General features: G+C 51.6%; 21 protein-coding genes. 9 read left to right on the forward strand and 12 right to left on the reverse strand.

Features of this window, described 5'->3' with window-relative positions; genetic code table 11:
- Positions 1–35 precede the first annotated feature (35 nt).
- Positions 36–1,682, forward strand: coding sequence for a chaperonin GroEL (groL, locus tag OGY15_RS19830; protein WP_003025464.1), 1,647 nt, complete (start codon positions 36–38; stop codon positions 1,680–1,682).
- A 134-nt stretch (positions 1,683–1,816) separates the two neighbouring features.
- Positions 1,817–2,170 (forward strand): DUF4156 domain-containing protein, encoded by a 354-nt coding sequence (locus tag OGY15_RS19835; protein ID WP_151217317.1) that lies wholly within the window; start codon positions 1,817–1,819, stop codon positions 2,168–2,170.
- A 171-nt stretch (positions 2,171–2,341) separates the two neighbouring features.
- On the opposite strand, the gene yjeJ is transcribed toward OGY15_RS19835, so the two are convergent.
- Together yjeJ and epmB are read right to left on the reverse strand one after the other, a co-directional pair.
- Positions 2,342–3,205 carry a YjeJ family protein gene (yjeJ, locus tag OGY15_RS19840; RefSeq protein WP_286540785.1) on the reverse strand — a complete coding sequence of 288 codons (864 nt, stop codon included), beginning with the start codon at positions 3,203–3,205 and terminating at the stop codon, positions 2,342–2,344.
- A gap of 184 nt (positions 3,206–3,389) precedes the next feature.
- The gene (epmB, locus tag OGY15_RS19845; protein WP_151217319.1) at positions 3,390–4,418 is read right to left on the reverse strand and encodes an EF-P beta-lysylation protein EpmB; all 1,029 of its coding nucleotides are present in this window, start codon (positions 4,416–4,418) and stop codon (positions 3,390–3,392) included.
- Between the two features lie 41 nt (positions 4,419–4,459).
- On the opposite strand from epmB, the gene efp reads away from it, so the two are divergent.
- The 3 genes from efp to ecnB all read left to right on the forward strand — a co-directional run bounded on the left by efp (position 4,460) and on the right by ecnB (position 5,472).
- Complete coding sequence (efp, locus tag OGY15_RS19850; RefSeq protein ID WP_003025478.1) at positions 4,460–5,026, forward strand: elongation factor P; 567 nt, start codon at positions 4,460–4,462, stop codon at positions 5,024–5,026.
- Between the two features lie 57 nt (positions 5,027–5,083).
- Positions 5,084–5,218, forward strand: coding sequence for an entericidin A/B family lipoprotein (locus tag OGY15_RS19855; RefSeq protein WP_151217320.1), 135 nt, complete (start codon positions 5,084–5,086; stop codon positions 5,216–5,218).
- Between the two features lie 107 nt (positions 5,219–5,325).
- Positions 5,326–5,472, forward strand: coding sequence for a lipoprotein toxin entericidin B (gene ecnB, locus OGY15_RS19860; RefSeq protein WP_003025482.1), 147 nt, complete (start codon positions 5,326–5,328; stop codon positions 5,470–5,472).
- 30 nt (positions 5,473–5,502) lie between these two features.
- Here the strand turns inward: ecnB and OGY15_RS19865 are convergent, their stop codons facing one another.
- Positions 5,503–6,102 (reverse strand): helix-turn-helix transcriptional regulator, encoded by a 600-nt coding sequence (locus tag OGY15_RS19865; RefSeq protein ID WP_151217322.1) that lies wholly within the window; start codon positions 6,100–6,102, stop codon positions 5,503–5,505.
- A 256-nt stretch (positions 6,103–6,358) separates the two neighbouring features.
- Between OGY15_RS19865 and sugE the strand changes: the two genes are divergently transcribed.
- Complete coding sequence (gene sugE, locus OGY15_RS19870) at positions 6,359–6,676, forward strand: quaternary ammonium compound efflux SMR transporter SugE (protein ID WP_000118520.1); 318 nt, start codon at positions 6,359–6,361, stop codon at positions 6,674–6,676.
- Here sugE and OGY15_RS19875 read toward each other — a convergent pair.
- Complete coding sequence (locus OGY15_RS19875; protein ID WP_151217324.1) at positions 6,673–7,206, reverse strand: lipocalin family protein; 534 nt, start codon at positions 7,204–7,206, stop codon at positions 6,673–6,675. The genes sugE and OGY15_RS19875 overlap by 4 nt on opposite strands.
- Before the next feature lie 92 nt (positions 7,207–7,298).
- The gene (gene blaCMY, locus OGY15_RS19880; RefSeq protein ID WP_286540787.1) at positions 7,299–8,444 is read right to left on the reverse strand and encodes a CMY-2 family class C beta-lactamase; all 1,146 of its coding nucleotides are present in this window, start codon (positions 8,442–8,444) and stop codon (positions 7,299–7,301) included.
- Positions 8,445–8,575: 131 nt separating this feature from the next.
- On the opposite strand from blaCMY, the gene ampR reads away from it, so the two are divergent.
- Positions 8,576–9,451, forward strand: a complete 876-nt coding sequence (gene ampR / locus OGY15_RS19885) for a LysR family transcriptional regulator AmpR (RefSeq protein ID WP_151224455.1) — start codon at positions 8,576–8,578, stop codon at positions 9,449–9,451.
- 40 nt (positions 9,452–9,491) lie between these two features.
- Here the strand turns inward: ampR and frdD are convergent, their stop codons facing one another.
- From frdD to frdA, 4 genes are read right to left on the reverse strand one after another with little or no spacing between them, the layout of a single operon-like run.
- Positions 9,492–9,848 carry a fumarate reductase subunit FrdD gene (gene frdD / locus OGY15_RS19890; protein ID WP_103768662.1) on the reverse strand — a complete coding sequence of 119 codons (357 nt, stop codon included), beginning with the start codon at positions 9,846–9,848 and terminating at the stop codon, positions 9,492–9,494.
- Positions 9,849–9,858: 10 nt separating this feature from the next.
- Positions 9,859–10,254 carry a fumarate reductase subunit FrdC gene (gene frdC, locus OGY15_RS19895; RefSeq protein WP_151217327.1) on the reverse strand — a complete coding sequence of 132 codons (396 nt, stop codon included), beginning with the start codon at positions 10,252–10,254 and terminating at the stop codon, positions 9,859–9,861.
- Between the two features lie 10 nt (positions 10,255–10,264).
- The gene (gene frdB / locus OGY15_RS19900; RefSeq protein WP_137384014.1) at positions 10,265–10,999 is read right to left on the reverse strand and encodes a fumarate reductase iron-sulfur protein; all 735 of its coding nucleotides are present in this window, start codon (positions 10,997–10,999) and stop codon (positions 10,265–10,267) included.
- On the reverse strand, positions 10,992–12,782 hold the full coding sequence (frdA, locus tag OGY15_RS19905) for a fumarate reductase (quinol) flavoprotein subunit (protein WP_048212906.1): 1,791 nt from the start codon (positions 12,780–12,782) through the stop codon (positions 10,992–10,994). The genes frdB and frdA overlap by 8 nt, the downstream gene beginning before the upstream one ends.
- A 324-nt stretch (positions 12,783–13,106) precedes the next feature.
- On the opposite strand from frdA, the gene epmA reads away from it, so the two are divergent.
- Entirely contained in the window at positions 13,107–14,084 is a 978-nt protein-coding gene (gene epmA / locus OGY15_RS19910; protein ID WP_003830517.1) for an elongation factor P--(R)-beta-lysine ligase, read from the forward strand.
- A 214-nt stretch (positions 14,085–14,298) separates the two neighbouring features.
- Positions 14,299–15,801 (forward strand): glutamate/gamma-aminobutyrate family transporter YjeM, encoded by a 1,503-nt coding sequence (yjeM, locus tag OGY15_RS19915; protein WP_187253595.1) that lies wholly within the window; start codon positions 14,299–14,301, stop codon positions 15,799–15,801.
- A 65-nt stretch (positions 15,802–15,866) separates the two neighbouring features.
- Here yjeM and mscM read toward each other — a convergent pair whose 3' ends face one another.
- From mscM to rsgA, 3 genes are all read right to left on the reverse strand, one after another.
- Positions 15,867–19,181 (reverse strand): miniconductance mechanosensitive channel MscM, encoded by a 3,315-nt coding sequence (gene mscM, locus OGY15_RS19920; RefSeq protein ID WP_151217329.1) that lies wholly within the window; start codon positions 19,179–19,181, stop codon positions 15,867–15,869.
- Positions 19,182–19,198: 17 nt separating this feature from the next.
- Positions 19,199–20,167 carry an archaetidylserine decarboxylase gene (gene asd, locus OGY15_RS19925; protein ID WP_151217331.1) on the reverse strand — a complete coding sequence of 323 codons (969 nt, stop codon included), beginning with the start codon at positions 20,165–20,167 and terminating at the stop codon, positions 19,199–19,201.
- A 92-nt stretch (positions 20,168–20,259) separates the two neighbouring features.
- Positions 20,260–21,312, reverse strand: coding sequence for a small ribosomal subunit biogenesis GTPase RsgA (gene rsgA / locus OGY15_RS19930; protein ID WP_187253597.1), 1,053 nt, complete (start codon positions 21,310–21,312; stop codon positions 20,260–20,262).
- Between the last annotated feature and the right edge of the window lie 13 nt (positions 21,313–21,325).

The raw sequence follows: 21,325 nt of genomic DNA on the forward strand, positions 1-21,325 counted from the left end.
CGACACTGAACATACGAATTTAAGGGAAAGAGAAAATGGCAGCTAAAGACGTAAAATTCGGTAACGACGCTCGTGTGAAAATGCTGCGCGGCGTAAATGTACTGGCAGATGCAGTGAAAGTTACCCTCGGTCCAAAAGGCCGTAACGTAGTTCTGGATAAATCTTTCGGTGCACCGACCATCACTAAAGATGGTGTTTCCGTAGCACGTGAAATCGAACTGGAAGACAAGTTCGAAAACATGGGTGCGCAGATGGTGAAAGAAGTTGCCTCTAAAGCGAACGACGCTGCAGGCGACGGTACCACCACCGCAACCGTACTGGCTCAGTCCATCATCACTGAAGGTCTGAAAGCCGTTGCTGCGGGCATGAACCCGATGGATCTGAAACGTGGTATCGACAAAGCTGTCGCTGCTGCCGTTGAAGAACTGAAAGCACTGTCCGTACCGTGCTCCGACTCTAAAGCTATTGCTCAGGTTGGTACTATCTCCGCTAACTCCGACGAAACCGTAGGTAAACTGATCGCTGAAGCGATGGACAAAGTCGGTAAAGAAGGCGTGATCACCGTTGAAGACGGTACCGGTCTGCAGGATGAACTGGACGTGGTTGAAGGTATGCAGTTCGACCGTGGCTACCTGTCTCCTTACTTCATCAACAAGCCGGAAACTGGCGCAGTAGAACTGGAAAGCCCGTTCATCCTGCTGGCTGATAAGAAAATCTCCAACATCCGCGAAATGCTGCCGGTTCTGGAAGCCGTTGCGAAAGCAGGCAAACCGCTGCTGATCATCGCTGAAGATGTTGAAGGCGAGGCGCTGGCAACTCTGGTTGTTAACACCATGCGCGGTATCGTGAAAGTGGCTGCGGTTAAAGCACCAGGCTTCGGCGACCGTCGTAAAGCGATGCTGCAGGATATCGCTACCCTGACCGGTGGTACCGTTATCTCTGAAGAGATCGGTATGGAGCTGGAAAAAGCAACTCTGGAAGATCTGGGTCAGGCTAAACGCGTTGTTATCAACAAAGACACCACCACCATCATCGATGGCGTGGGTGACGAAGCTGCAATCCAGGGTCGCGTGACTCAGATTCGTCAGCAGATCGAAGAAGCAACTTCCGACTACGACCGTGAAAAACTGCAGGAGCGCGTAGCGAAACTGGCAGGCGGCGTTGCAGTTATCAAAGTAGGTGCTGCGACTGAAGTTGAAATGAAAGAGAAGAAAGCCCGCGTTGAAGATGCCCTGCACGCGACCCGTGCTGCGGTAGAAGAAGGCGTGGTTGCTGGTGGTGGTGTTGCGCTGATCCGTGTAGCAAGCAAAATTGCCGGCCTGAAAGGCCAGAACGAAGACCAGAACGTTGGTATTAAAGTTGCGCTGCGCGCAATGGAATCCCCGCTGCGTCAAATCGTGCTGAACTGCGGCGAAGAACCTTCTGTAGTGGCTAACACCGTGAAAGCGGGCGACGGTAACTACGGTTACAACGCTGCAACTGAAGAGTACGGCAACATGATCGACATGGGTATCCTGGATCCAACCAAAGTAACGCGTTCTGCTCTGCAGTACGCTGCTTCTGTTGCGGGTCTGATGATCACCACCGAGTGCATGGTTACCGACCTGCCGAAAGGCGATGCGCCTGACTTAGGTGCTGCTGGTGGTATGGGCGGCATGGGCGGTATGGGCGGCATGATGTAATCATGTTGTTCTGAATCTCTCAGAATTGAGAAACCCCTGGGCAGAAATGTCCGGGGGTTTTTCTTTTGGTCATCTTTTTAGTATATGATTCAGCTACGGACATAACGTCCAGCTAATTGATTATGGGGAATGACATGCACGTGAAATATTTAGCAGGGATCGTTGGTGCCGCGCTACTGATGGCGGGTTGTAGCTCCAGCAACGAACTGAGTTCAGCCGGACAAAGCGTACGCTTTGTCGAAGACAAGCCTGGCGCAGAGTGTCAACTGATTGGCACCGCAACCGGCAAACAAAGTAACTGGCTTTCTGGCCAGCACGGCGAAGAGGGTGGTTCAATGCGTGGTGCCGCAAACGATCTGCGTAACCAGGCCGCAGCAATGGGTGGTAACGTGATTTATGGCGTCAGCAGCCCATCACAAGGAATGCTTTCCAGCTTTGTTCCTACTGCCAGTGAGATGACTGGCCAGGTTTATAAGTGCCCTAATTGATTACACTTCATCCTGCCTCCTTGTTGGCTGCGCTATGAAACCCCAGTCACATAGCTATCTATGCTCCTGGGGATCTCTTTGCTTGCCGCCGTGATGCAGATTGAATGATTTTGCGTAATGAAAAGCACTTACCAAATTCGCTTGGTCATAGGCCTGATAAGCGCAACGCCATCAGGCATTCTGAACTTTTTGCGCAGACTGGACGCGTAAATGATGTAGTGCGCGCAAGCATTGATCCTGAGTGAGCTTTTGCGCCTTATCACTCGTCAACGTTCTGACAAATACCTGACAGGGTACGCCCGCTATTTTTTTCAGCCGAGGGCTGAAATCGAGAAGACGACGAGTAATGGCTTCGGCTTCTTTGCTGCCGGAAAGGGCGCGAGTTTTTACTACCGATCCACAGAACTGGACTTTCCCTTTTTCATCCTTATAACGATAGATAATCGCCAGATAATAATTAAACAGGTTATGCTTCCATTCTGGTTGTGTATAAGAGTCGTATTCAAGATTGTCGTTTTGCTGGCAATCAACATCATACAGCGGCAGAAAATCCAGTAGTGATGTAATTCGTAGCGCCAACTCCCGCATGCCTGCATTATTTATTGCATGAATAATTGCATGGACCAGCACTTGAATCTGTAATTCATTAACCCGTAGTTCGTGCGTTTTTCCGTCATGCAACGTCAGAGAAAATGTTAAGTTTTCCCCTTTATTATTCACTAACATGAGCGAATTTATGCGAAAGTTAATATCCGCGTTCCTTAACTCATCTTCCTGAATTAAAGGGATATTTTCGTGCATTTTTTTGCTGGCTTTGTCACGTTCTTTTTCATATTGCAAACGAGCGTCTTCGCTAAGCTGGTGCTTTGTATAGAGTCTGCTCTCGAGCGCGATAAGCAGATCTCTTAGTCCAAGCGGAGAGAGAAAAAATAACGACTCTTTATTTCTTGGTTCTTTAATCTTCAATGCCAAAGCAACAAATTCATTCTTCTGACGAATAACACCGGTATTAATACCTTTAATACTGATAGTCATCAAAGGTTCTCCCTAACCATATATTTATTAAAAATCTAGATTTGACCTGATTTATATGTTTTGCAAATAATAAATTGCGCGCCGCGAGTTAAAATAGCACATATTAAAAGTGCGACTCCACCTACAGGGATAGTAAATAATCGCGATCGATAGCGAGTGTCCGAAATCGGACACTCAATAATGACTATTGTTGGCGTAACTGCAGATCCAACGGTGTTTTACTTGGTTCTCCACCAATTTCACGTGCCAGTTTAGGGACCATATAGCCGGAAACCAGTGTCAGCAGCTCACGCATAATACGACGCGCTTCATCGTCGCTGACCATAAAGTGGGCGGCACCCTGCACTTTATCCAGTACGTGCAGGTAATAGGGCATCACACCGGCATCAAACAGCGCGTTACTCAGGTTGGCCAGCGTTTGTGCGTTATCGTTCACGTCACGCAGCAGTACGCTTTGGTTGAGAAGCGTGACGCCTGCAGCACGCAGTCTGACCATCGCCTGGCGAAATGTCTCATCGACTTCATTCGCGTGGTTAATGTGATTGACCAGCAGAATTTGCAGGGAAGAGTGCGCAAAACGTTCGATCAGTCCTTCAGTAATACGTGCTGGGATAACAATCGGCAAACGGCTGTGAATACGCAGACGCTTAATATGCGGGATGTCTTCCAGTTGCGTGAGCAGCCAGTCCAGTTCATGGTCTTTAGCCATTAACGGATCGCCACCGGAGAAGATAATCTCATCCAGCTCAGGATGTGCGCTAATGTAGTCCAGAGCGACCTGCCAGTTGCGCTTATTGCCCTGGTTTTCAGCGTACGGGAAGTGTCGACGGAAGCAATAGCGACAATTTACTGCACAACCACCTTTAACCAACAGCAGCGCACGGTTGCGATATTTATGCAGCAGACCGGGAACCACGCTGTGCTGTTCCTCCAGTGGATCGGTGGAGTAGCCAGGTGCAGAAACGAACTCTTCCTGAGAAGTCAGTACCTGACGCAGAAGAGGATCGTCCGGATTGCCTTTTTCCATGCGGGCAATAAACGTACGTGGTACGCGCAGGGCGAAAAGCCGTCTCGCGTCGCGTCCGGCCAACAGTTTTTCATCTGCGTCTATATTCAAAAGATGCAGAAGTTCATCAGGATCGGTCACAACATCGGCAAGTTGCGATAACCAATCTTCTCTGGATGGGGTATTTAGGGTTACAATATGCGCCATTTTGTGGCTTAGCTACCAGTTAACAATTTTCAGAGGGCCTTATGGCAACGTACTATAGCAACGATTTTCGTGCTGGTCTTAAAATCATGTTGGACGGCGAACCTTATGCGGTTGAAGCCAGCGAATTCGTTAAACCAGGTAAAGGCCAGGCATTTGCGCGCGTTAAGCTGCGTCGCCTGCTGACCGGTACTCGTGTAGAGAAAACCTTCAAGTCTACTGACTCCGCTGAAGGCGCAGACGTAGCTGACATGAACCTGACCTTCCTGTATAGCGACGGTGAGTTCTGGCACTTTATGAATAACACCACTTTCGAACAGCTGGCTGCAGACGAGAAAGCGGTAGGCGATAACGCCAAATGGCTACTGGACCAGGCTGAATGCATCGTGACCCTGTGGAACGGTCAGCCGATCTCCGTGACTCCGCCGAACTTCGTTGAGCTGGAAGTTGTTGAAACCGACCCAGGTCTGAAAGGTGATACCGCAGGTACTGGCGGCAAACCGGCTACCTTGTCCACCGGCGCAGTCGTTAAAGTTCCGCTGTTCGTACAGATCGGCGAAGTGATCAAAGTGGATACTCGCTCAGGCGAATACGTTTCTCGCGTAAAATAAGATATCTCATTGATTATATGGCGCAGGTTACTGCGCCATACTTTTTCCAGGGCAGGAATGATGAAACGTCTTCTCGGTCTTGTAATGCTCATTTCTTTCACCTGCACCTTGTTGACGGGGTGTAATACCGCGCGCGGCTTTGGTGAAGACATCAAACATCTTGGCAGTTCAATCTCTCACGCCGCCAGCTAATCCTCTCTCATAGTCTTAAAAATGGTTGTTTATCCATCATCCTTGCGGATCTTGTCTATTATTAAGTAGCTATACACAAACAATATTGGCTAGAAAAGGAAGACGTTATGGTTAAGAAGACAATTGCTGCGATCTTTTCTGTGTTGGTACTTTCTTCTGTATTAACCGCGTGTAACACCACGCGAGGCGTAGGGCAGGATATTTCTGAAGGCGGTAGCGCCATCTCTGGTGCAGCGACAAAAGCTCAGCAATGACCATCAACGGTACGACGTTGTGTCGTACCGTTAATTACCTTTCTCGGCTAGTGAGAGAAACGGCGAGAATCGATTCCCCAGGTGCAGTTTCATGCGGATATTCCGTTTATAGGTGTAGACTGTCTTGCCATGAATGCTGAGGGCGGCAGCTATCGCATTGTTACTCACACCATCCATCCACATCGATAATACTTTCTCTTCCTGGGGCGTAAGCAGCGGAGACGCGTTTTCGCCGATTTCTAAGGTGGGACGAACCTGGAGCGCCTCCTGAATGGTGTTCGAAAGTGCGTTCAGAGTGGCGTGCTTAGTTAAAACCGAATGGGCGACGGATTGAGGGGAAGCAAGAGAGGGATGTAATCTGTCAGCTGATTGCAATAAAATCAGCGGAACGACGCCGCAGCTCATAAAAAAGGGCGTAATTGGCGGGCTGGGATGCGTCTCGCTAATAAAACTGTATAAATCCGCGATCACCAGATGCGGCTTCCACTGCAAAATATGCTCTTTTGCTAACAGGAGGTTATTTATTCCTGATACCAGAAATGAGGAGCTGAACCTGCCGGAATGATTAAGCAAGGCCTCAATCCCTGTGCGAGTATAGTGGCACCGGTCAATCACTAAAATTTTAAGCATAACCTTTTCGCATTCAGAAGAGAGGCAATCGACTTTCTGGATTCAGAAAGCCCTTCATCATAGAGAACTCCGATGAGCGCCAAACGCGGGAACTACGCCGCTAATTATGCTTAATTCTTGCTTTTAGTAGGTTGCGAATAAAAAGGTTGAAATTCATTTTCTTCCGGGCAAAAATGCCATTTCACACATCAGCTTTGCAGGACGACCTGCAAACGCTTCTTTCACCGGGGACGGCCCCATTGTTCTGGAGCCTGATATGTCCTGGATCGTTTTATTAATTGCAGGTCTGCTCGAAGTTGTCTGGGCGATTGGCCTGAAATATACCCACGGTTTTACGCGTTTGACGCCAAGCATTATTACCATTGCGGCGATGATCGTCAGCATCGCCATGCTATCCTGGGCAATGCGTACGTTGCCTGTCGGGACCGCTTATGCCGTATGGACCGGTATTGGCGCAGTTGGCGCAGCAATTACCGGGATTCTGCTGCTGGGTGAGTCTGCCAGCCCGGCGCGTTTACTGAGCCTCGGGCTGATTGTTGCCGGCATTATTGGCCTGAAGCTGAGCACCCACTAAGCGCCTGGTTGTTTTACCCAAATCAGTTTATTTACCTCAAACCCTTCCCGGGTCGCGACAGCCAACATTTGCTGTTTTATTTCGTCTGAAATAGTCGGGGTCCGTGAAAGGATCCATAGGTAGTCGCGATCCGGCCCGCAAACCAGCGCGTGACGATATTCCCTGTCGAGCGCAATCACGTTATACCCGCCATAGAAAGGGCCAAAGAACGAGACCTTGAGCGCAGCGCGGTTTGGATCGCCGGTGAAATAGGCTTTACCCTCGGTTTTCTGCCACATTTCCCTGTCAGGGTTATAGCCCTTGTTGATCACATTGATGCCGCCATCGTCGCGCAGGCTGTAGGTTGCGGTCACTTTTTCCAGTCCACGCTCGAATCGATGGTCGAAACGCGCAATTTCATACCAGGTGCCCAGATAGCGTTTGGCATCAAAGTTATTCACCACGGTAACGCCTTTCGGCGGTGTAGGGGTACTGCAAGCAACAACCAGAAATGCAGCCGTAACTGCAGCAACGACGGGCAGAATGCGCATAGTGTTTTCCTTACTGTTTTTTGTTAAGTGTAGATGACAGCAGGAAAAAAAGATCAAGAATGGAGGTCCGATTTACCGGACCTCTTTGTCAGTTATTGCAACTTTTCCAGGATGCGCCAGGCGGCCTCTACGCGAGCCGGGTTAGGGTAGCTTTTGTTTGCCAGCATCACGATGCCAAGTTTTTTTTCTGGCACGAAGGCAACGTAGCTGCCAAATCCGCCAGTAGACCCTGTTTTATGCACCCATGAGGCTTTCACGGCCGGGGCTGGCGGATTTACCTCAACGGCGGGAAGTGCTGCCAGCGCTACTTTGCTGTCGCTACCGCTGATTATCGAGTCGGCTTTCACCGGCCAGTTAAGCATCTCCCAGCCCAGTCCCTGATACATATCGCCAATACGCCAGTAACGTGATTGCGCAAGCTCAATGCCCTGCTGGAGCGTTTTCTCCTTAACCTGGCTGGCGTCCATGTTGGCCTGAACCCAACGAGTCATATCGACGACGCTGGATTTCACGCCATAGGCTTCGGCATCAAGTTGTCCGGGGGAAACATGCACTGGCTTTCCTTCGCGATAGCCCAAGGCATAACCTTTTTGTTCGCTCTGTGGAACCGTAATCCAGGTATGCGCCAGTTTTAAAGGCTGCAGGACGCGTCTGGTTAGCGCCTCTTCATAGCTCATCCCTGAAGGTTTCACCGCTAGTGCGCCAAACAGGCCAATACTGGAGTTAGCATAGAGACGTTTAGCACCTGGAGCCCATTGCGGCTGCCAGTTTTGATAAAAGCGCAGTAATGCGGCTTTATCCGTAACGTCGTCGGGGATCTGAAGCGGCAGACCACCCGCCGTATAGGTGGCTAAGTGCAGCATGCTGATACCCCGCCATTGTTTGCCCGTCAATTCTGGCCAGTATTGCGTGACCGGATCGCTGAGCTTGATTTCGCCGCGGGCGATAGCATCGCCACCCAACACGCCGTTGAACGTCTTACTGACCGAGCCAAGTTCAAACAGTGTTTGCTGAGTAACGGGACGGTTATTGGCGATATCGGCTTTACCCCAGGTAAAGTAATACGGTTTCCCCTGGTAGATAATCGCCACGGCCATACCCGGAATAGCCTGTTCTTGCATCAGCGGTGTGATGGTGCGATTGACGATATCGGCAATGTGTTGTTCTGTTTTTGACGCGGCAAACGTTGAGAAAGAGGCTGTCAGCAGCAACGCGCAGCATATTGATTTTTTCATCATGAAATCAGTTCCGTTATAAAAAGCGAAAGAGTGTCCGGGCCCGTCAGACGCAATCAGTGTGTTTGATTTGCATCGTGTTGACAAACGGTTAAATTTAGCAGCAGATATAAGTTTTTCTAACAGGCCAGATGATGACGCGTCGCTATATCCCTCTAAACTCGCTGCGTGCTTTTGAAGCCGCGGCCAGACATCTCAGTTTGACCCGTGCTGCGATTGAACTCAACGTGACGCATTCTGCAATTAGCCAGCATGTAAAATCACTAGAGCAGCAGCTGAATTGTCAGCTTTTCGTGCGTGGTTCTCGTGGGTTAATGCTGACGACTGAAGGAGAAAGTCTGTTACCTGTACTTAATGACTCTTTCGATCGTATGGCGGGGATGCTGGATCGTTTTGCCACTCAACAGACTCAGGAAAAACTTAAAATTGGCGTGGTAGGGACTTTTGCGGTCGGCTGTCTTTTCCCTCTGCTGAGCGAATTTAAGCGCAGCTACCCGCATATTGATTTGCACATTTCCACCCATAATAACCGCGTGGATCCCGCTGCCGAGGGGCTGGATTATACCATTCGCTATGGTGGTGGTGCCTGGCACGATACCGATGCGCAATATTTATGTAGCGCGTTGATGTCTCCTCTGTGTTCACCGACATTGGCTTCGCAGATTAAAGTACCTGCGGACATCCTGAAATTTTCGTTACTGCGATCGTATCGGCGTGATGAATGGGCGCTTTGGATGCAGGCCGTCGGAGAAGCGCCGCCGTCACCGACGCACAACGTGGTGGTGTTTGATTCGTCCGTCACCATGCTGGAGGCCGCGCAGGCGGGGATTGGTGTGGCAATCGCCCCAGTCAGAATGTTCACGCATTTGCTCAGTAGTGAACGTATCGTCCAGCCGTTTTTAACGCAGATTGATCTGGGGAGTTACTGGATAACGCGTTTGCAATCTCGCCAGGAGACACCTGCGATGCGCGAGTTTTCACGTTGGTTGATCGGGGTATTGCACAAATAAAAAGGCCCGCCACTGGCGGGCCTGAAATTAACGTATGCGATTAGATGGTCAGGATACCAATCGCCGTTACAACGGTCAGGATCGCTGCCAGGCCGTAGAATACCCATTTGCCAGCAGGCACGTGGATTTTCAGGTCATGCATTGCGTGGTGCATACGGTGTAAACCGCACCACAGCGGCAGAACGATCATCAGGAACAGAAACGCACGTCCGATGAAGCTCTGAGCGAATGCCAGTACGCGTTCATAGGTGAAGGCATCAGGAACAAAGCCCAGCGGCAGCATAATGCCGACCAGCAGGATCATCACTGGCGCAATGATTGCGCTCCACATACCGCCTGCACCAAATAGGCCCCAGAATACGGGTTCGTCAGAGCGTTTTGGATTTGGATTAATCATTCCGGACTCCTTACCAGAACAGGGCAACAAACAGTATTACTACTGTCGCAACCACAGTAACTGCCCAGAGACCTTTGATGATCGGCTCTGGCCCCATTTTTTCGTCTTTTACGATGATGTTGGCGGCTTTAGGCGCCAGCTCAAACCAGGTTTTGGTATGCAGCAGCGCTGCTGCCAGGGCGATAACGTTCAGGATCACCACCACCGGGTTTTGTAAAAAGGCGACGAAGCCCATCCAGGACTCTGCACCATGCTTGAGTGCAAACAGGCCGATAATCAGTTCAATGCTGAACCAGACTGCCGGAACTGCCGTGCCTTCGCGCAGCATGTAAAAACGATAAAATGGCAGCTTTTTCCACCAGGTGGACGTCATAGGACGCACATAGGGTTTGCGTTTAGTCGTCATCGTGCACTCCTTAGCGTGGTTTCAGGGTAGCGATAAGAAAGTCTTTTGAACTTTCAACTTTACCCTGCTGAATGGCCGCAGCCGGATCGACGTGTTTCGGGCAGACTTCGGAGCAGTAGCCCACGAAAGTACAGGTCCAGACGCCGTTCGGGCTGTTCAATTGAGCCATACGCTCCTTCTTACCGTGGTCGCGGCTATCTTCGTTGTAACGATGCGCCAGCGTAATCGCAGCCGGTCCAATGAACTCAGGGTTCAGGCCGAACTGCGGGCACGCGGCGTAGCACAGACCACAGTTGATGCAACCGGAGAACTGATGATACTTCGCCATCTGCGCCGGAGTCTGGGTGTTTGGTCCCTGATCCGGTGTACGCGGGTTACCGATGATGTACGGCTTGATTGCTTCCAGACTTTCGATAAAGTGCGTCATGTCAACGACCAGGTCGCGCTCGATCGGGAAGTTGCCCAGCGCTTCAACCTTCATACCGCTGGTGTAATCACGCAGGAAGGTTTTGCACGCCAGTTTTGGCACATTGTTGACCATCATGCCGCAGGAGCCGCAGATCGCCATACGGCAGGACCAGCGGTAGCTCAGGTCCGGCGCCAGGTTATCTTTGATGTAGCCCAGCGCATCCAGCAGTGACGTGGTTTCATCATAAGGAACTTCGTAGAAAGCACTGTGCGGCGCGGTATCGGTTTCCGGGTTATAGCGCACCACCTCAACTTTCAGGTTTTTCATCTCAGCCATTCGCCTTCTCCTTCTTATCGGCTGCTTCCGCTTCGCCACCGTAAACACGTTTAGCCGGTGGCAGAGTGGTGATTTTCACGTCGCTGTATTCCAGGCGAGTCGTGCCGTCAGCATCGCGGAAGGCGAGGGTGTGTTTGAGGAAGTTCACGTCGTCACGCTCGGTGCAGCCTTCATCCAGACGCTGGTGCGCGCCGCGGGATTCTTTACGTGCCAGAGCGGAGTGCGCCATACATTCAGCAACGTTCAGACCGTGACCCAGTTCGATGGTGTACAGCAGGTCGGTGTTGAAGACGCTGGAAGTATCAGTGATACGTACGCGCTTGAAGCGCTCCTGCAGTTCCGCCAGCTTATCAACGGTTTTCTGCATGAGTTCCGGCGTACGGTAGATACCGCAACCTTCTTCCATGGAAATACCCATTTCGTCACGGATCTTAGACCAGTTTTCGTTACCTTCCTGGTTAACCAGATCTTTCAAGCGTTTTTCAACGCCAGCAACCTGTGCATCCAGAGCAGCACTGTTTGCAGCGCCAGCCGTTGCAGCGCGTTCCGCAGCTTGTTCACCGGCCATACGACCGAAGACCACCAGTTCCGCCAGAGAGTTGGAGCCCAGACGGTTAGCGCCATGCAGACCAACAGAGGAACATTCGCCGACAGCGAACAGACCTTTAATGCGGGTTTCACAGTGCTGATCGGTTTCGATACCGCCCATGGTGTAGTGTGCTGTCGGACGTACCGGGATCGGTTCTTTAACCGGATCGACACCCACATAGGCTTTCGCCAGTTCGCAGATGAACGGTAAACGTTCGAGCAGTTTTTTCTCGCCGAGGTGACGCAGGTCGAGGTGAACAACATCGCCACGCGGAGTGGAAATGGTGTTGCCTTTGCGCCATTCGTGCCAGAAAGCCTGAGAAACTTTGTCGCGCGGACCGAGTTCCATATATTTGTTTTTCGGCTCGCCCAGCGGAGTTTCTGGGCCCATGCCGTAGTCTTGCAGATAACGGTAGCCGTTTTTGTTGACCAGAATACCGCCTTCACCGCGGCAGCCTTCAGTCATCAGGATACCGGAGCCTGGCAGACCTGTCGGGTGATACTGAACGAATTCCATATCACGCAGTGGAACGCCATGGCTAAGTGCCATGCCCATACCGTCGCCGGTTACGATGCCGCCGTTGGTGTTGTAACGGTAAACACGACCTGCACCGCCCGTCGCCATCACAACGGCGTTAGCACGGATCTGCACCAGCGTGCCTTCCATCATGTTCATGGCTACTAGGCCGCGAGCATGACCATCGTCAACAAGGATATCCAGAACGAAGTGTTCATCAAAGCGCTGAATCTGCGGGAACTGCAAAGATGTTTGGAACAGCGTATGCAACATGTGGAAGCCGGTTTTATCCGCGGCAAACCAGGTACGCTCGATTTTCATACCGCCGAAGCGACGTACGTTGACGCTACCGTCTTCACGACGGCTCCATGGGCAGCCCCATTGTTCCAGTTGCGTCATTTCAGTTGGGCAGTGGTGGACAAAGTAATCCACGACATCCTGCTCACACAGCCAGTCTCCGCCTGCTACCGTATCGTGAAAATGGTAGTCAAAGCTGTCATGATCCTGCGCGACAGCAGCAGAGCCGCCTTCGGCAGCAACGGTATGGCTGCGCATTGGGTACACTTTTGAGATCAGTGCGATTTTAGCGTTGGGATTTGCTTGTGCGGCAGCAATTGCTGCACGCAATCCCGCGCCACCGGCGCCTATAATGGCAAGATCGGCTTGAAAGGTTTGCACGACATTCCTCCAGATTGTTGTTATTTCATTCCTGCCTGAAATCAGATGCTTCATCGGCTCCAAACAGGTTATGAACGCGTTTCCACTGCTCCTTTATAGGTACAATAGTATAGTCTCAGGGATGTGCGGGAAATTTGACGTGTTCGATTTTTTTAGCGTGTCACAGGGGGGAATTATCATTGAATTTGATTAATTTAATTACTAAACCACCCTATGTCGCTTTTTTTACCCAATTGCTTGTACAGATTACTGGGGCGCGAAATTTGTCTCGTTAACGCGATACGAGTAGACTTCGTGCCCTTGTCTTAAATCGGAGAAACAACCATGAGCGAAACGGCAACCTGGCAGCCGAGCGCGTCCATCCCCAATCTGTTAAAACGTGCAGCAATTATAGCGGAGATTCGCCGCTTTTTTGCCGATCGTGGCGTGCTTGAGGTTGAGACCCCTTGTATGAGTCAGGCAACGGTAACGGACATCCATCTGTTCCCGTTCGAAACGCGTTTCGTCGGCCCGGGGCACTCCCAGGGGATGAATCTCTATTTAATGACCAGTCCGGAATACCATATGAAGCGCCTGCTGGTGGCAGGGTGCGGCCCGGTGTATCAACTGTGCCGCAGCTTCCGTAATGAAGAGATGGGGCGCCATCATAACCCTGAATTCACCATGCTCGAGTGGTATCGTCCGCACTACGATATGTATCGCCTGATGAACGAAGTGGATGATTTGCTTCAGCAGGTGCTGGACTGCTCGCCTGCGGAAAGTCTCTCTTACCAGCAAGCCTTTCAGCGTCATCTGGAGATAGACCCGTTGTCTGCGGATAAAACCCAACTGCGGGAAGTCGCGGCGAAATTGGATCTCAGCAATATCGCTGATACCGAAGAAGACCGGGACACCTTACTGCAACTGCTGTTTACGATGGGCGTTGAGCCGCATATTGGCAAAGACAAACCGACGTTTGTGTATCATTTCCCGGCCAGTCAGGCATCACTGGCGCAAATCAGTACCGAAGATCACCGCGTGGCTGAACGTTTTGAGGTTTATTACAAAGGTATTGAGCTGGCAAATGGTTTCCATGAATTGACCGACGCGCGTGAACAACAGCAGCGGTTTGAACAGGATAACCGCAAACGTGCCGCACGAGGCTTACCGCAGCAACCTATCGACACCAACTTGCTTGAAGCGTTAAAAGTAGGCATGCCGGATTGTTCTGGCGTGGCGCTGGGCGTTGACCGTCTGGTGATGCTGGCGCTGGGCGCAGAGAGCCTGGCTGAGGTTATCGCATTTACCGTCGATCGCGCGTAACTGACTCTTCTTCAATACAACGTGGCGGTAAAATCGCCACTTTGTAGCATATTTTTTCATTTTCCCTCTAATAGCCACAATTTACTCCTGGATATTTGATATCGTTCAGGTATCAATTCTGTGTTGATTTATCTATCGCTGAACTCTGCAAAGAGAGCAGTGCCAATCGGTGAGCGGCGTTAGTTAAACGCTTGCCAGAGAAAGGGATGGTTTAATGACCCAAACAATAAAAAAGATGAGCCTGATTGGTCTCATCCTCATGATATTTACGTCAGTTTTTGGATTTGCTAATAGCCCATCGGCTTTCTATTTAATGGGATACAGTGCTATTCCATGGTATGTATTTTCTGCATTATTATTCTTTATTCCATTCGCCTTAATGATGGCTGAAATGGGTTCTGCCTATCGTAAAGAAGAGGGCGGTATCTATTCCTGGATGAATAATAGCGTTGGACCACGCTATGCCTTTATCGGCACCTTTATGTGGTTCTCTTCCTATGTTATCTGGATGGTCAGCACTGCGGCGAAAGTCTGGGTACCTTTTTCAACCTTCTTATTTGGCGCAGACATGACGCAACATTGGCGTATCGCGGGGCTTGAGCCTACGCAGGTCGTCGGACTGCTCGCCGTTGGCTGGATGATTCTGGTGACCTGCGTGGCCTCCCGGGGTATTAATAAGATTGCCCGTATTACGGCAGTAGGCGGAATTGCCGTAATGTGTCTTAATTTAGTTCTGTTGTTAGTGAGTGTCGCTATTTTGTTATTAACTGGTGGCCACTTTGCTCAGGATATTAATTTTATCTCCTCGCCTAATCCGGGATATCAGTCCGGTCTGGCCATGCTGTCATTTGTGGTATTTGCCATTTTTGCTTACGGTGGAATAGAAGCCGTGGGTGGATTAGTTGATAAAACGGAAAAACCCGAAAAGAATTTTGCGAAAGGCATTGTTTTTGCCGCGATTGTGATTTCTGTGGGTTATTCGCTGGCTATTTTTTTATGGGGGGTTAGTACTAACTGGCAGCAGGTATTAAGTAATAGCTCGGTTAACCTCGGCAATATTACTTATATCCTGATGAAAAGCCTTGGGATGACGTTGGGTAATGCGCTGCATCTTTCCCCTGAGACCGCGATGGCGATGGGCGAATGGTTCGCGCGTATTACCGGACTTTCTATGTTCCTCGCTTATACCGGCGCGTTTTTCACGCTCAGCTACTCGCCGTTGAAAGCGATTATTCAGGGTACGCCGAAGGCATTGTGGCCCGCACCGATGACCAAACTGAATGCGGTGGGAATGCCGACGACCGCAATGTGGTTGCAGTGTTTGTTGGTAAGCCTGTTTATCCTGCTGGTTTCGTTTGGCGGCGATACGGCTTCAGCGTTCTACAACAAACTGACCCTGATGGCGAACGTTTCGATGACGCTGCCGTATCTGTTCCTTGCGCTGGCATTTCCGTTCTTTAAATCCCGCACGGGTCTGGAAAGACCGTTTGTTGTCTTTAAAACCCGAGCGGCGACGCTACTGGCAACAGGCGTGGTAGTACTGGTGGTGACGTTTGCCAACGTATTCACCATCATCCAGCCGGTAATTGAAGCCGGGGACTGGAACAGCGCATTGTGGATGACCGGTGGCCCAATCTTCTTCTCGCTGCTGGCGATGGCGATTTATCAGAACTACAGCCGCCGCAAGGTCAACGAACCTGAGTGGGCGGTGGAATAAACATCCTACCTAATCCGGCCTACAAAGAAGCATCTTCGTAGACCGGATACGCTGTAGCCGTCTGTTTACAAACTTCCCGCCGGGCGACTGCCTCTGCCCGCAGAACTTAACGTTCTACCCGTTTGCTTACCCCCCAGACTCTCCAGACGCATCTGGAACGGTGGGAATGGCATATCGATACCGTGCTCGCGGAAACCAGCCAGTATCAGCTGATGGATCTCGTGGCGCAGCGGCATACGGTGCCCCATCTCTGCGGCATAGATACGCAGTTCGAAGATTTGAATCCCCTGCTGCAGGTCAACCAGAAAGACTTCTGGCGCCGGGTTATCGATAACCAGTGAACAGCGGTGTGCGGCAGTAAGCAGGATCTGCGTCACTTCCTCGCTGTTCGCCTCCGACGGTGCCGGGATGGTTAACACTACGCGGGTGACCGAATCTGACAACGACCAGTTGATAAACTGCTCGGTGATAAAGGCTTTGTTGGGCACGATGATCTCTTTGCGGTCCCAGTCGCTGATGGTCGTGGCGCGGGTATTAATTTTCGTCACGCTACCGGTAAGATCGCGAATTGTCACCGTGTCGCCAATGCGGATTGGTTTTTCAAACAGGATAATCAGGCCGGAAATAAAGTTGGCGAAGATTTCCTGCAAACCAAAGCCCAGACCAACACCGAGAGCCGCCACCAGCCATTGCAGTTTGGACCACTCAATACCGATCATCGAGAAGCCAACCAGACCGCCAATCAGCATTAGCAGGTACTTGGTGATAGTGGTGATGGCGTAACCGGTGCCGGGGGTTAAATCCAGATGTTGCAGCAGCGCCAGTTCCAGCAACGCGGGCAGGTTGCGTACTAATTGAGTGGTGATGATAAACACCAGAATTGCGATAAGCACTGCACCCAGCGTTATCGGCTCCAGGCTTTCCACGCCCTGCACCGTAGAGGTGACATCCCACAGCGAGATGTTTTCCAGGAAGCCAAAAGCGGAATGAATTTCTGACCACAGCACAATGACCGAGAGCAGGGCGATAAGCATCAGGATAGAACGCACCAGACGCAGCGATTGCGCGCTGATAGCATCCAGATCCACTTCGCTTTCATCAACATCAATTGTGCCTTCAAGACTGGTGGAATGCGGTGGTTCTTCTTCACCCCGCGCGCGCTGCGCAAGCATTTCGGCGCGTCGATGCTTGGCGCGATCGAAGGCCAGGCGGCGGCGCTGGATCAGCATCCAGCGGCGGATGACGTGATAAACCACCAATAACAAGAACCAAATCGCCACGGACGTTTCCAGACGTGCCAGCAACGCTTGTGACGTGGCGAGGTAGCCCACGGCTGCGGCGAGAATAGCAATCAGCGGCGCGCCCATCAGCATATTCCATAGCATGCTGTTGACCATGTTGTCGCTGTTGCCCTCTTTATCGAGGTACAGCGGTATCCCGGCGCGTTTCAGGCTCAGGGTTACAACCGCCAGCGCACCGCAAATCAGAATAAAGCACAGACGTCCCAGTGAGGCGGAGAATTCCCGATCATTGAGATTATCAAACATAATCACCGCCATGATCAGCGGGACAATCAGTCCGATGCTCATCAGGTAATAGTGCATGGCTTTCGCGACGCGGTTACGTGGCCAGCCAAAGTGGGCAATGAACAAACCGTTGGGACGCGCAAAGGTGGCGCAAATCATTACCGCCCATAGCATAGGCACCGTGGCGGTAACGCCATCGCCGATAGCAACAGCCAGCGGGTAAGGCCAGGCTTCCTGCAACCCGTAACCGAGCGTTGCCCACAGCACCGGCAACGGCGAAGCGACGAGTATTGACCAGAAAACCGTGCGTATCGTCAACCAGAAGTGGTCCTGGGTGACTTTCCCGACCCGCGCTGATGAACGCTCCAGAAAACGGGTGAAATGTTTGCGCGAAGAGAGGCTAAAGCCAACCAGCACCAATGCCGCGAAAAGCGGTAGCAGCGTTTCTTTGCTGGTCAGCATCATGATGCTGGCTTTACCCAACTGATTAAACGTATCTAATGAGATCAAACGCCGCAAATCCTGAACGATGTCGACAGGCCAGGAGAGCGAGATGGGGCTGACGTCTGACGTCCAGAACAGATAGCGGTGCGTTGCTTCGTTGACCTCTTTTAGCGCATCTTCCAGTTGGCTGTTGGAGACCTTGAGTTTGGTCAGCTCAAGGATCAGGGTATCGCCACCCTGTAACAGAGAGTTCAGCAACTCACGCTGGGTGCGTAGCTGGGCGTTGAGAATGCTGCTCTGTTCAGCAGTTAGCGGTTGTCCATCGGCCTGATGAATCTGACGCAGTTGTGGCTGTTTGTTGAGGAGATCTTCATAGCGCATACGGTGCACGCGTAGCTGCGCCATTTCGGTATCCAACTGCTGGGGTTTGGGCATTTCCGGTAAACGGGATACCTGCGCGCGCAGCGCTTCTCCCAGCATATTTGAGACCCCAAGCCATTGGGACTGCTCTCGCAGCGTATTCAATGCCTGGCGCACCTGTAATGTTTGACTGGCGGCCTGACGCTGTTGCGAGGCAACCAGGTCCATACGCTGCGCCTGCTGGTTTAAGGCCTGAGACAGTTCGCGGTTAACTTTGAACTGGTCAACAATGCCTTCCGGCAGCCCCGCGCTGTTTTCCGCCAGCAGTTCGGTGCTTTCCAGCGCTCGCTCTGCTTCACGCTGGCGCTGACTGTTGAGTTGGTTGCGCAAAGCCTGCAGGTAAGTATCAAGCTGTTGGCTCTGTTTTTCCGCCAGCTCTGAGCGCATACGTGCCAGTTCCTGGCGGTTATTGGCGGAAAGCTGCGCCAGCTCCAGTTCATCGACCAGAGCTTTGAGTTTGGCGGATTCAGCCTGCATCGCCTGATTCTGCGCGGGATTCGCGTTGGCGGCACCAATACGTCGCTCAAGCTCATTGAGCTGGCGGCGGGCATCGGTTTGCTGTTGAGGAAGCTGACTTAAGGAGTCGGCGATTTCCCGGGCGCGATCCTGCTCCTGCTGGGCCTGACGACTCTTTTCCAATAGCTGGCTGCTGACCTGGAGGATCTCCTGATTTAACGCATCGGTGGTGAGTCCGGTTGGCACATTGCGCGGTTCATCGCGCAGGTTGCTAAGCTGCGCGCGTAATGTTGCAGACAGCTTGGGGAAGTTATCAATAACCTGTTGATATTGTTGGGCGCGCTCGAGAGATCCTTTACGCTCCTCAAGGGCATTCAGCGCGGACTGGAGCGCCTCGACGGTTTCTGGCTGAGCGGGTTTTGCCGCCTTTGCCTGCTCCAGTTCCTGGGTGAGTTGTTTGGCATCGGGGGCCGTCGCAGCGTACGCCCCCAGGCTGAGGCACCAGGCCATCAGAAAAGTGATAATCAGGCGCACAGCAGCGATTCCTATGTTTAACTTTCGTCTTTTTTGTCGTCAACCAGCGGGCTGGCATCGTGTTCTGCTTCGATCTCTTCTTTCGTTAGCGGGGCAGGTTCTGCCTCTGGCGTCACGAAAGTCTCGGTCGAGATGGCCATTGGTTGGCCAATTTTTGTCACGGAAAGGTCCTGCAACTGCTCAACCAGGTTAACTTTGCCCGGTGCGAACAGGTTGATGACGGTGGAACCGAGCTTAAAGCGACCCATTTCCTGACCTTTCAGCAGCGCCACCGATCCTTCGCTTTCGCCTTCCGGCCAGGTCCAGCGTTTAATGACGCCTTCACGCGGTGGGGTAATGGTGCCAGCCCAGGCGGTTTCAATACTGCCGACGATGGTCGCACCGACCAGAATCTGCACCATCGGACCAAATTCGGTATCAAACAAGCAGATTACGCGTTCGTTGCGTGCAAACAGGTTCGGCACGTTTTGCGCAGTCAGGATGTTTACAGAGAAGAGATCGCCCGGTACATACATCATTTCACGCAGGATACCGTTACACGGCATGTGTACACGGTGGTAATCGCGTGGAGACAAGTAAGTGGTCACAAACGTACCGTTGCGGAATTTGTCCGCCATCTGGTAGTTGCCGGCCAGCAGCGCTTCCAGGGTATAGCTGTGTCCTTTGGCCTGCAGCAGTTTGTCTTCTTCAATGTTACCTAACTGGTTAATCACACCGTCAGCAGGCATGACCAGAACGTTTGGATCGGTGTTGATCGGGCGCGCGTCATCGCGCAGCGGGCGAACAAAGAAGTCGTTAAAGGTGCGATAGCTTGCGGTGTCCGGCTTTTGTGCCTCTTTCATATCGACCTTGTAGTATTTCACGAACAGATCGATAACCAGTTTAGTTAGCCATCCAGCTCGTTTGCTTGCACCCCAACCCGCCAGGCGAGTGAGCCATAGTTTCGGCAGAATGTATTGTAGCGAAAGCTTAAATGAGTTTAACAAGGTAGCCTCCAGGCCATAATTTGTTCCCGATCCGGCATACGGGCCGGATCCTGAAAAAAGGGGGACGATTCTAGCGATGCTTAGCTTAGTTGTCAGTTGTCTGTATCAGAAAAGTTTTTACGCGTTTTTACCTGCGCCATGCTTTCCAGGATGCGGTGATAATTTTCAAACCGAGTTTCGGCTATGGCCCCTTTTTCTACAGCCTCACGGATAGCGCAGCCTGGATCGGTATCATGCTTGCAGTCGCGGTATTTGCAGTGGCCCAGGTAGTCATGGAATTCGACAAAGCCCTGCGTGATTTGTTCCGGCTCCAGATGCCACAACCCGAACTCACGAACGCCAGGGGAGTCGATCACGTCACCGCCATGCGGGAAATGATACAGACGAGAGGCCGTGGTGGTATGCTGTCCAAGGCCGGAGTTGTCGGAGACATCGTTGGTCAGGATCTCTTCCTGCAGCCCGAGAAGGTTATTAAGCAGGCTGGATTTCCCTACGCCCGACTGACCGGCAAAAATGCTGATGCGATCGGTTAATGCTTCTTCAAGTGGTTTCAGACCGTCTTTAGTGCGGCTTGATACCATCAACACGCGATAGCCAATGTGGCGATAGATATCCATCTGTTCGTTAACAAAGGCCATGCCTTCGCTATCCAGCAGATCGATCTTATTCAGTACGATAATTGGTTCAACGTGTAGTGTTTCACAGGCTACAAGATACCGGTCGATAATATTGAGTGACAGCTCGGGTAAAATGGCTGAGACAATAACGATCTGGTTGATGTTGGCGGCAATGGGTTTCACCCCGTCGTAAAAATCGGGACGTGTCAGTACTGAGGTACGCTCGTGTACCGCCTCAACGATGCCTTTGACATTCACACCTTCTGCTGCCGCTTTACCCGGGCGCCAGACGACGCGATCGCCGGTAACCAGCGAGCGAATTGTACGGCGGATATTGCAGCGGTGAATCTCGCCGTCAGCGGATTCCACGTCGGCATGCATGCCAAAACGGCTGATAACGATGCCTTCGGCGGTTTCGCCAAACAGGTTGTCGTCGTAGTCTGGCTTCTCCGTGGACGTTTTAAGACGACGCTGGTGATTGGCATTCACTCGGCGCTGTTGGCCTTTGGAGAGTTTATTCTTACTCAATCGGACTGGCTCC

Origin of the sequence: Citrobacter sp. Cu231, assembly GCF_030332265.1 — a bacterium.
GTDB lineage: Bacteria > Pseudomonadota > Gammaproteobacteria > Enterobacterales > Enterobacteriaceae > Citrobacter > Citrobacter meridianamericanus.

What these genes read in the sequence shown, in the direction of transcription:
- groL (WP_003025464.1), top strand. Translation starts at nt 36, where the DNA reads ATGGCAGCTAAAGACGTAAAATTCGGTAACGACGCTCGTGTGAAAATG.
- OGY15_RS19835 (WP_151217317.1), top strand. Translation starts at nt 1,817, where the DNA reads ATGCACGTGAAATATTTAGCAGGGATCGTTGGTGCCGCGCTACTGATG.
- yjeJ (WP_286540785.1), bottom strand. Translation starts at nt 3,205, where the DNA reads ATGACTATCAGTATTAAAGGTATTAATACCGGTGTTATTCGTCAGAAG.
- epmB (WP_151217319.1), bottom strand. Translation starts at nt 4,418, where the DNA reads ATGGCGCATATTGTAACCCTAAATACCCCATCCAGAGAAGATTGGTTA.
- efp (WP_003025478.1), top strand. Translation starts at nt 4,460, where the DNA reads ATGGCAACGTACTATAGCAACGATTTTCGTGCTGGTCTTAAAATCATG.
- OGY15_RS19855 (WP_151217320.1), top strand. Translation starts at nt 5,084, where the DNA reads ATGATGAAACGTCTTCTCGGTCTTGTAATGCTCATTTCTTTCACCTGC.
- ecnB (WP_003025482.1), top strand. Translation starts at nt 5,326, where the DNA reads ATGGTTAAGAAGACAATTGCTGCGATCTTTTCTGTGTTGGTACTTTCT.
- OGY15_RS19865 (WP_151217322.1), bottom strand. Translation starts at nt 6,102, where the DNA reads ATGCTTAAAATTTTAGTGATTGACCGGTGCCACTATACTCGCACAGGG.
- sugE (WP_000118520.1), top strand. Translation starts at nt 6,359, where the DNA reads ATGTCCTGGATCGTTTTATTAATTGCAGGTCTGCTCGAAGTTGTCTGG.
- OGY15_RS19875 (WP_151217324.1), bottom strand. Translation starts at nt 7,206, where the DNA reads ATGCGCATTCTGCCCGTCGTTGCTGCAGTTACGGCTGCATTTCTGGTT.
- blaCMY (WP_286540787.1), bottom strand. Translation starts at nt 8,444, where the DNA reads ATGATGAAAAAATCAATATGCTGCGCGTTGCTGCTGACAGCCTCTTTC.
- ampR (WP_151224455.1), top strand. Translation starts at nt 8,576, where the DNA reads ATGACGCGTCGCTATATCCCTCTAAACTCGCTGCGTGCTTTTGAAGCC.
- frdD (WP_103768662.1), bottom strand. Translation starts at nt 9,848, where the DNA reads ATGATTAATCCAAATCCAAAACGCTCTGACGAACCCGTATTCTGGGGC.
- frdC (WP_151217327.1), bottom strand. Translation starts at nt 10,254, where the DNA reads ATGACGACTAAACGCAAACCCTATGTGCGTCCTATGACGTCCACCTGG.
- frdB (WP_137384014.1), bottom strand. Translation starts at nt 10,999, where the DNA reads ATGGCTGAGATGAAAAACCTGAAAGTTGAGGTGGTGCGCTATAACCCG.
- epmA (WP_003830517.1), top strand. Translation starts at nt 13,107, where the DNA reads ATGAGCGAAACGGCAACCTGGCAGCCGAGCGCGTCCATCCCCAATCTG.
- yjeM (WP_187253595.1), top strand. Translation starts at nt 14,299, where the DNA reads ATGACCCAAACAATAAAAAAGATGAGCCTGATTGGTCTCATCCTCATG.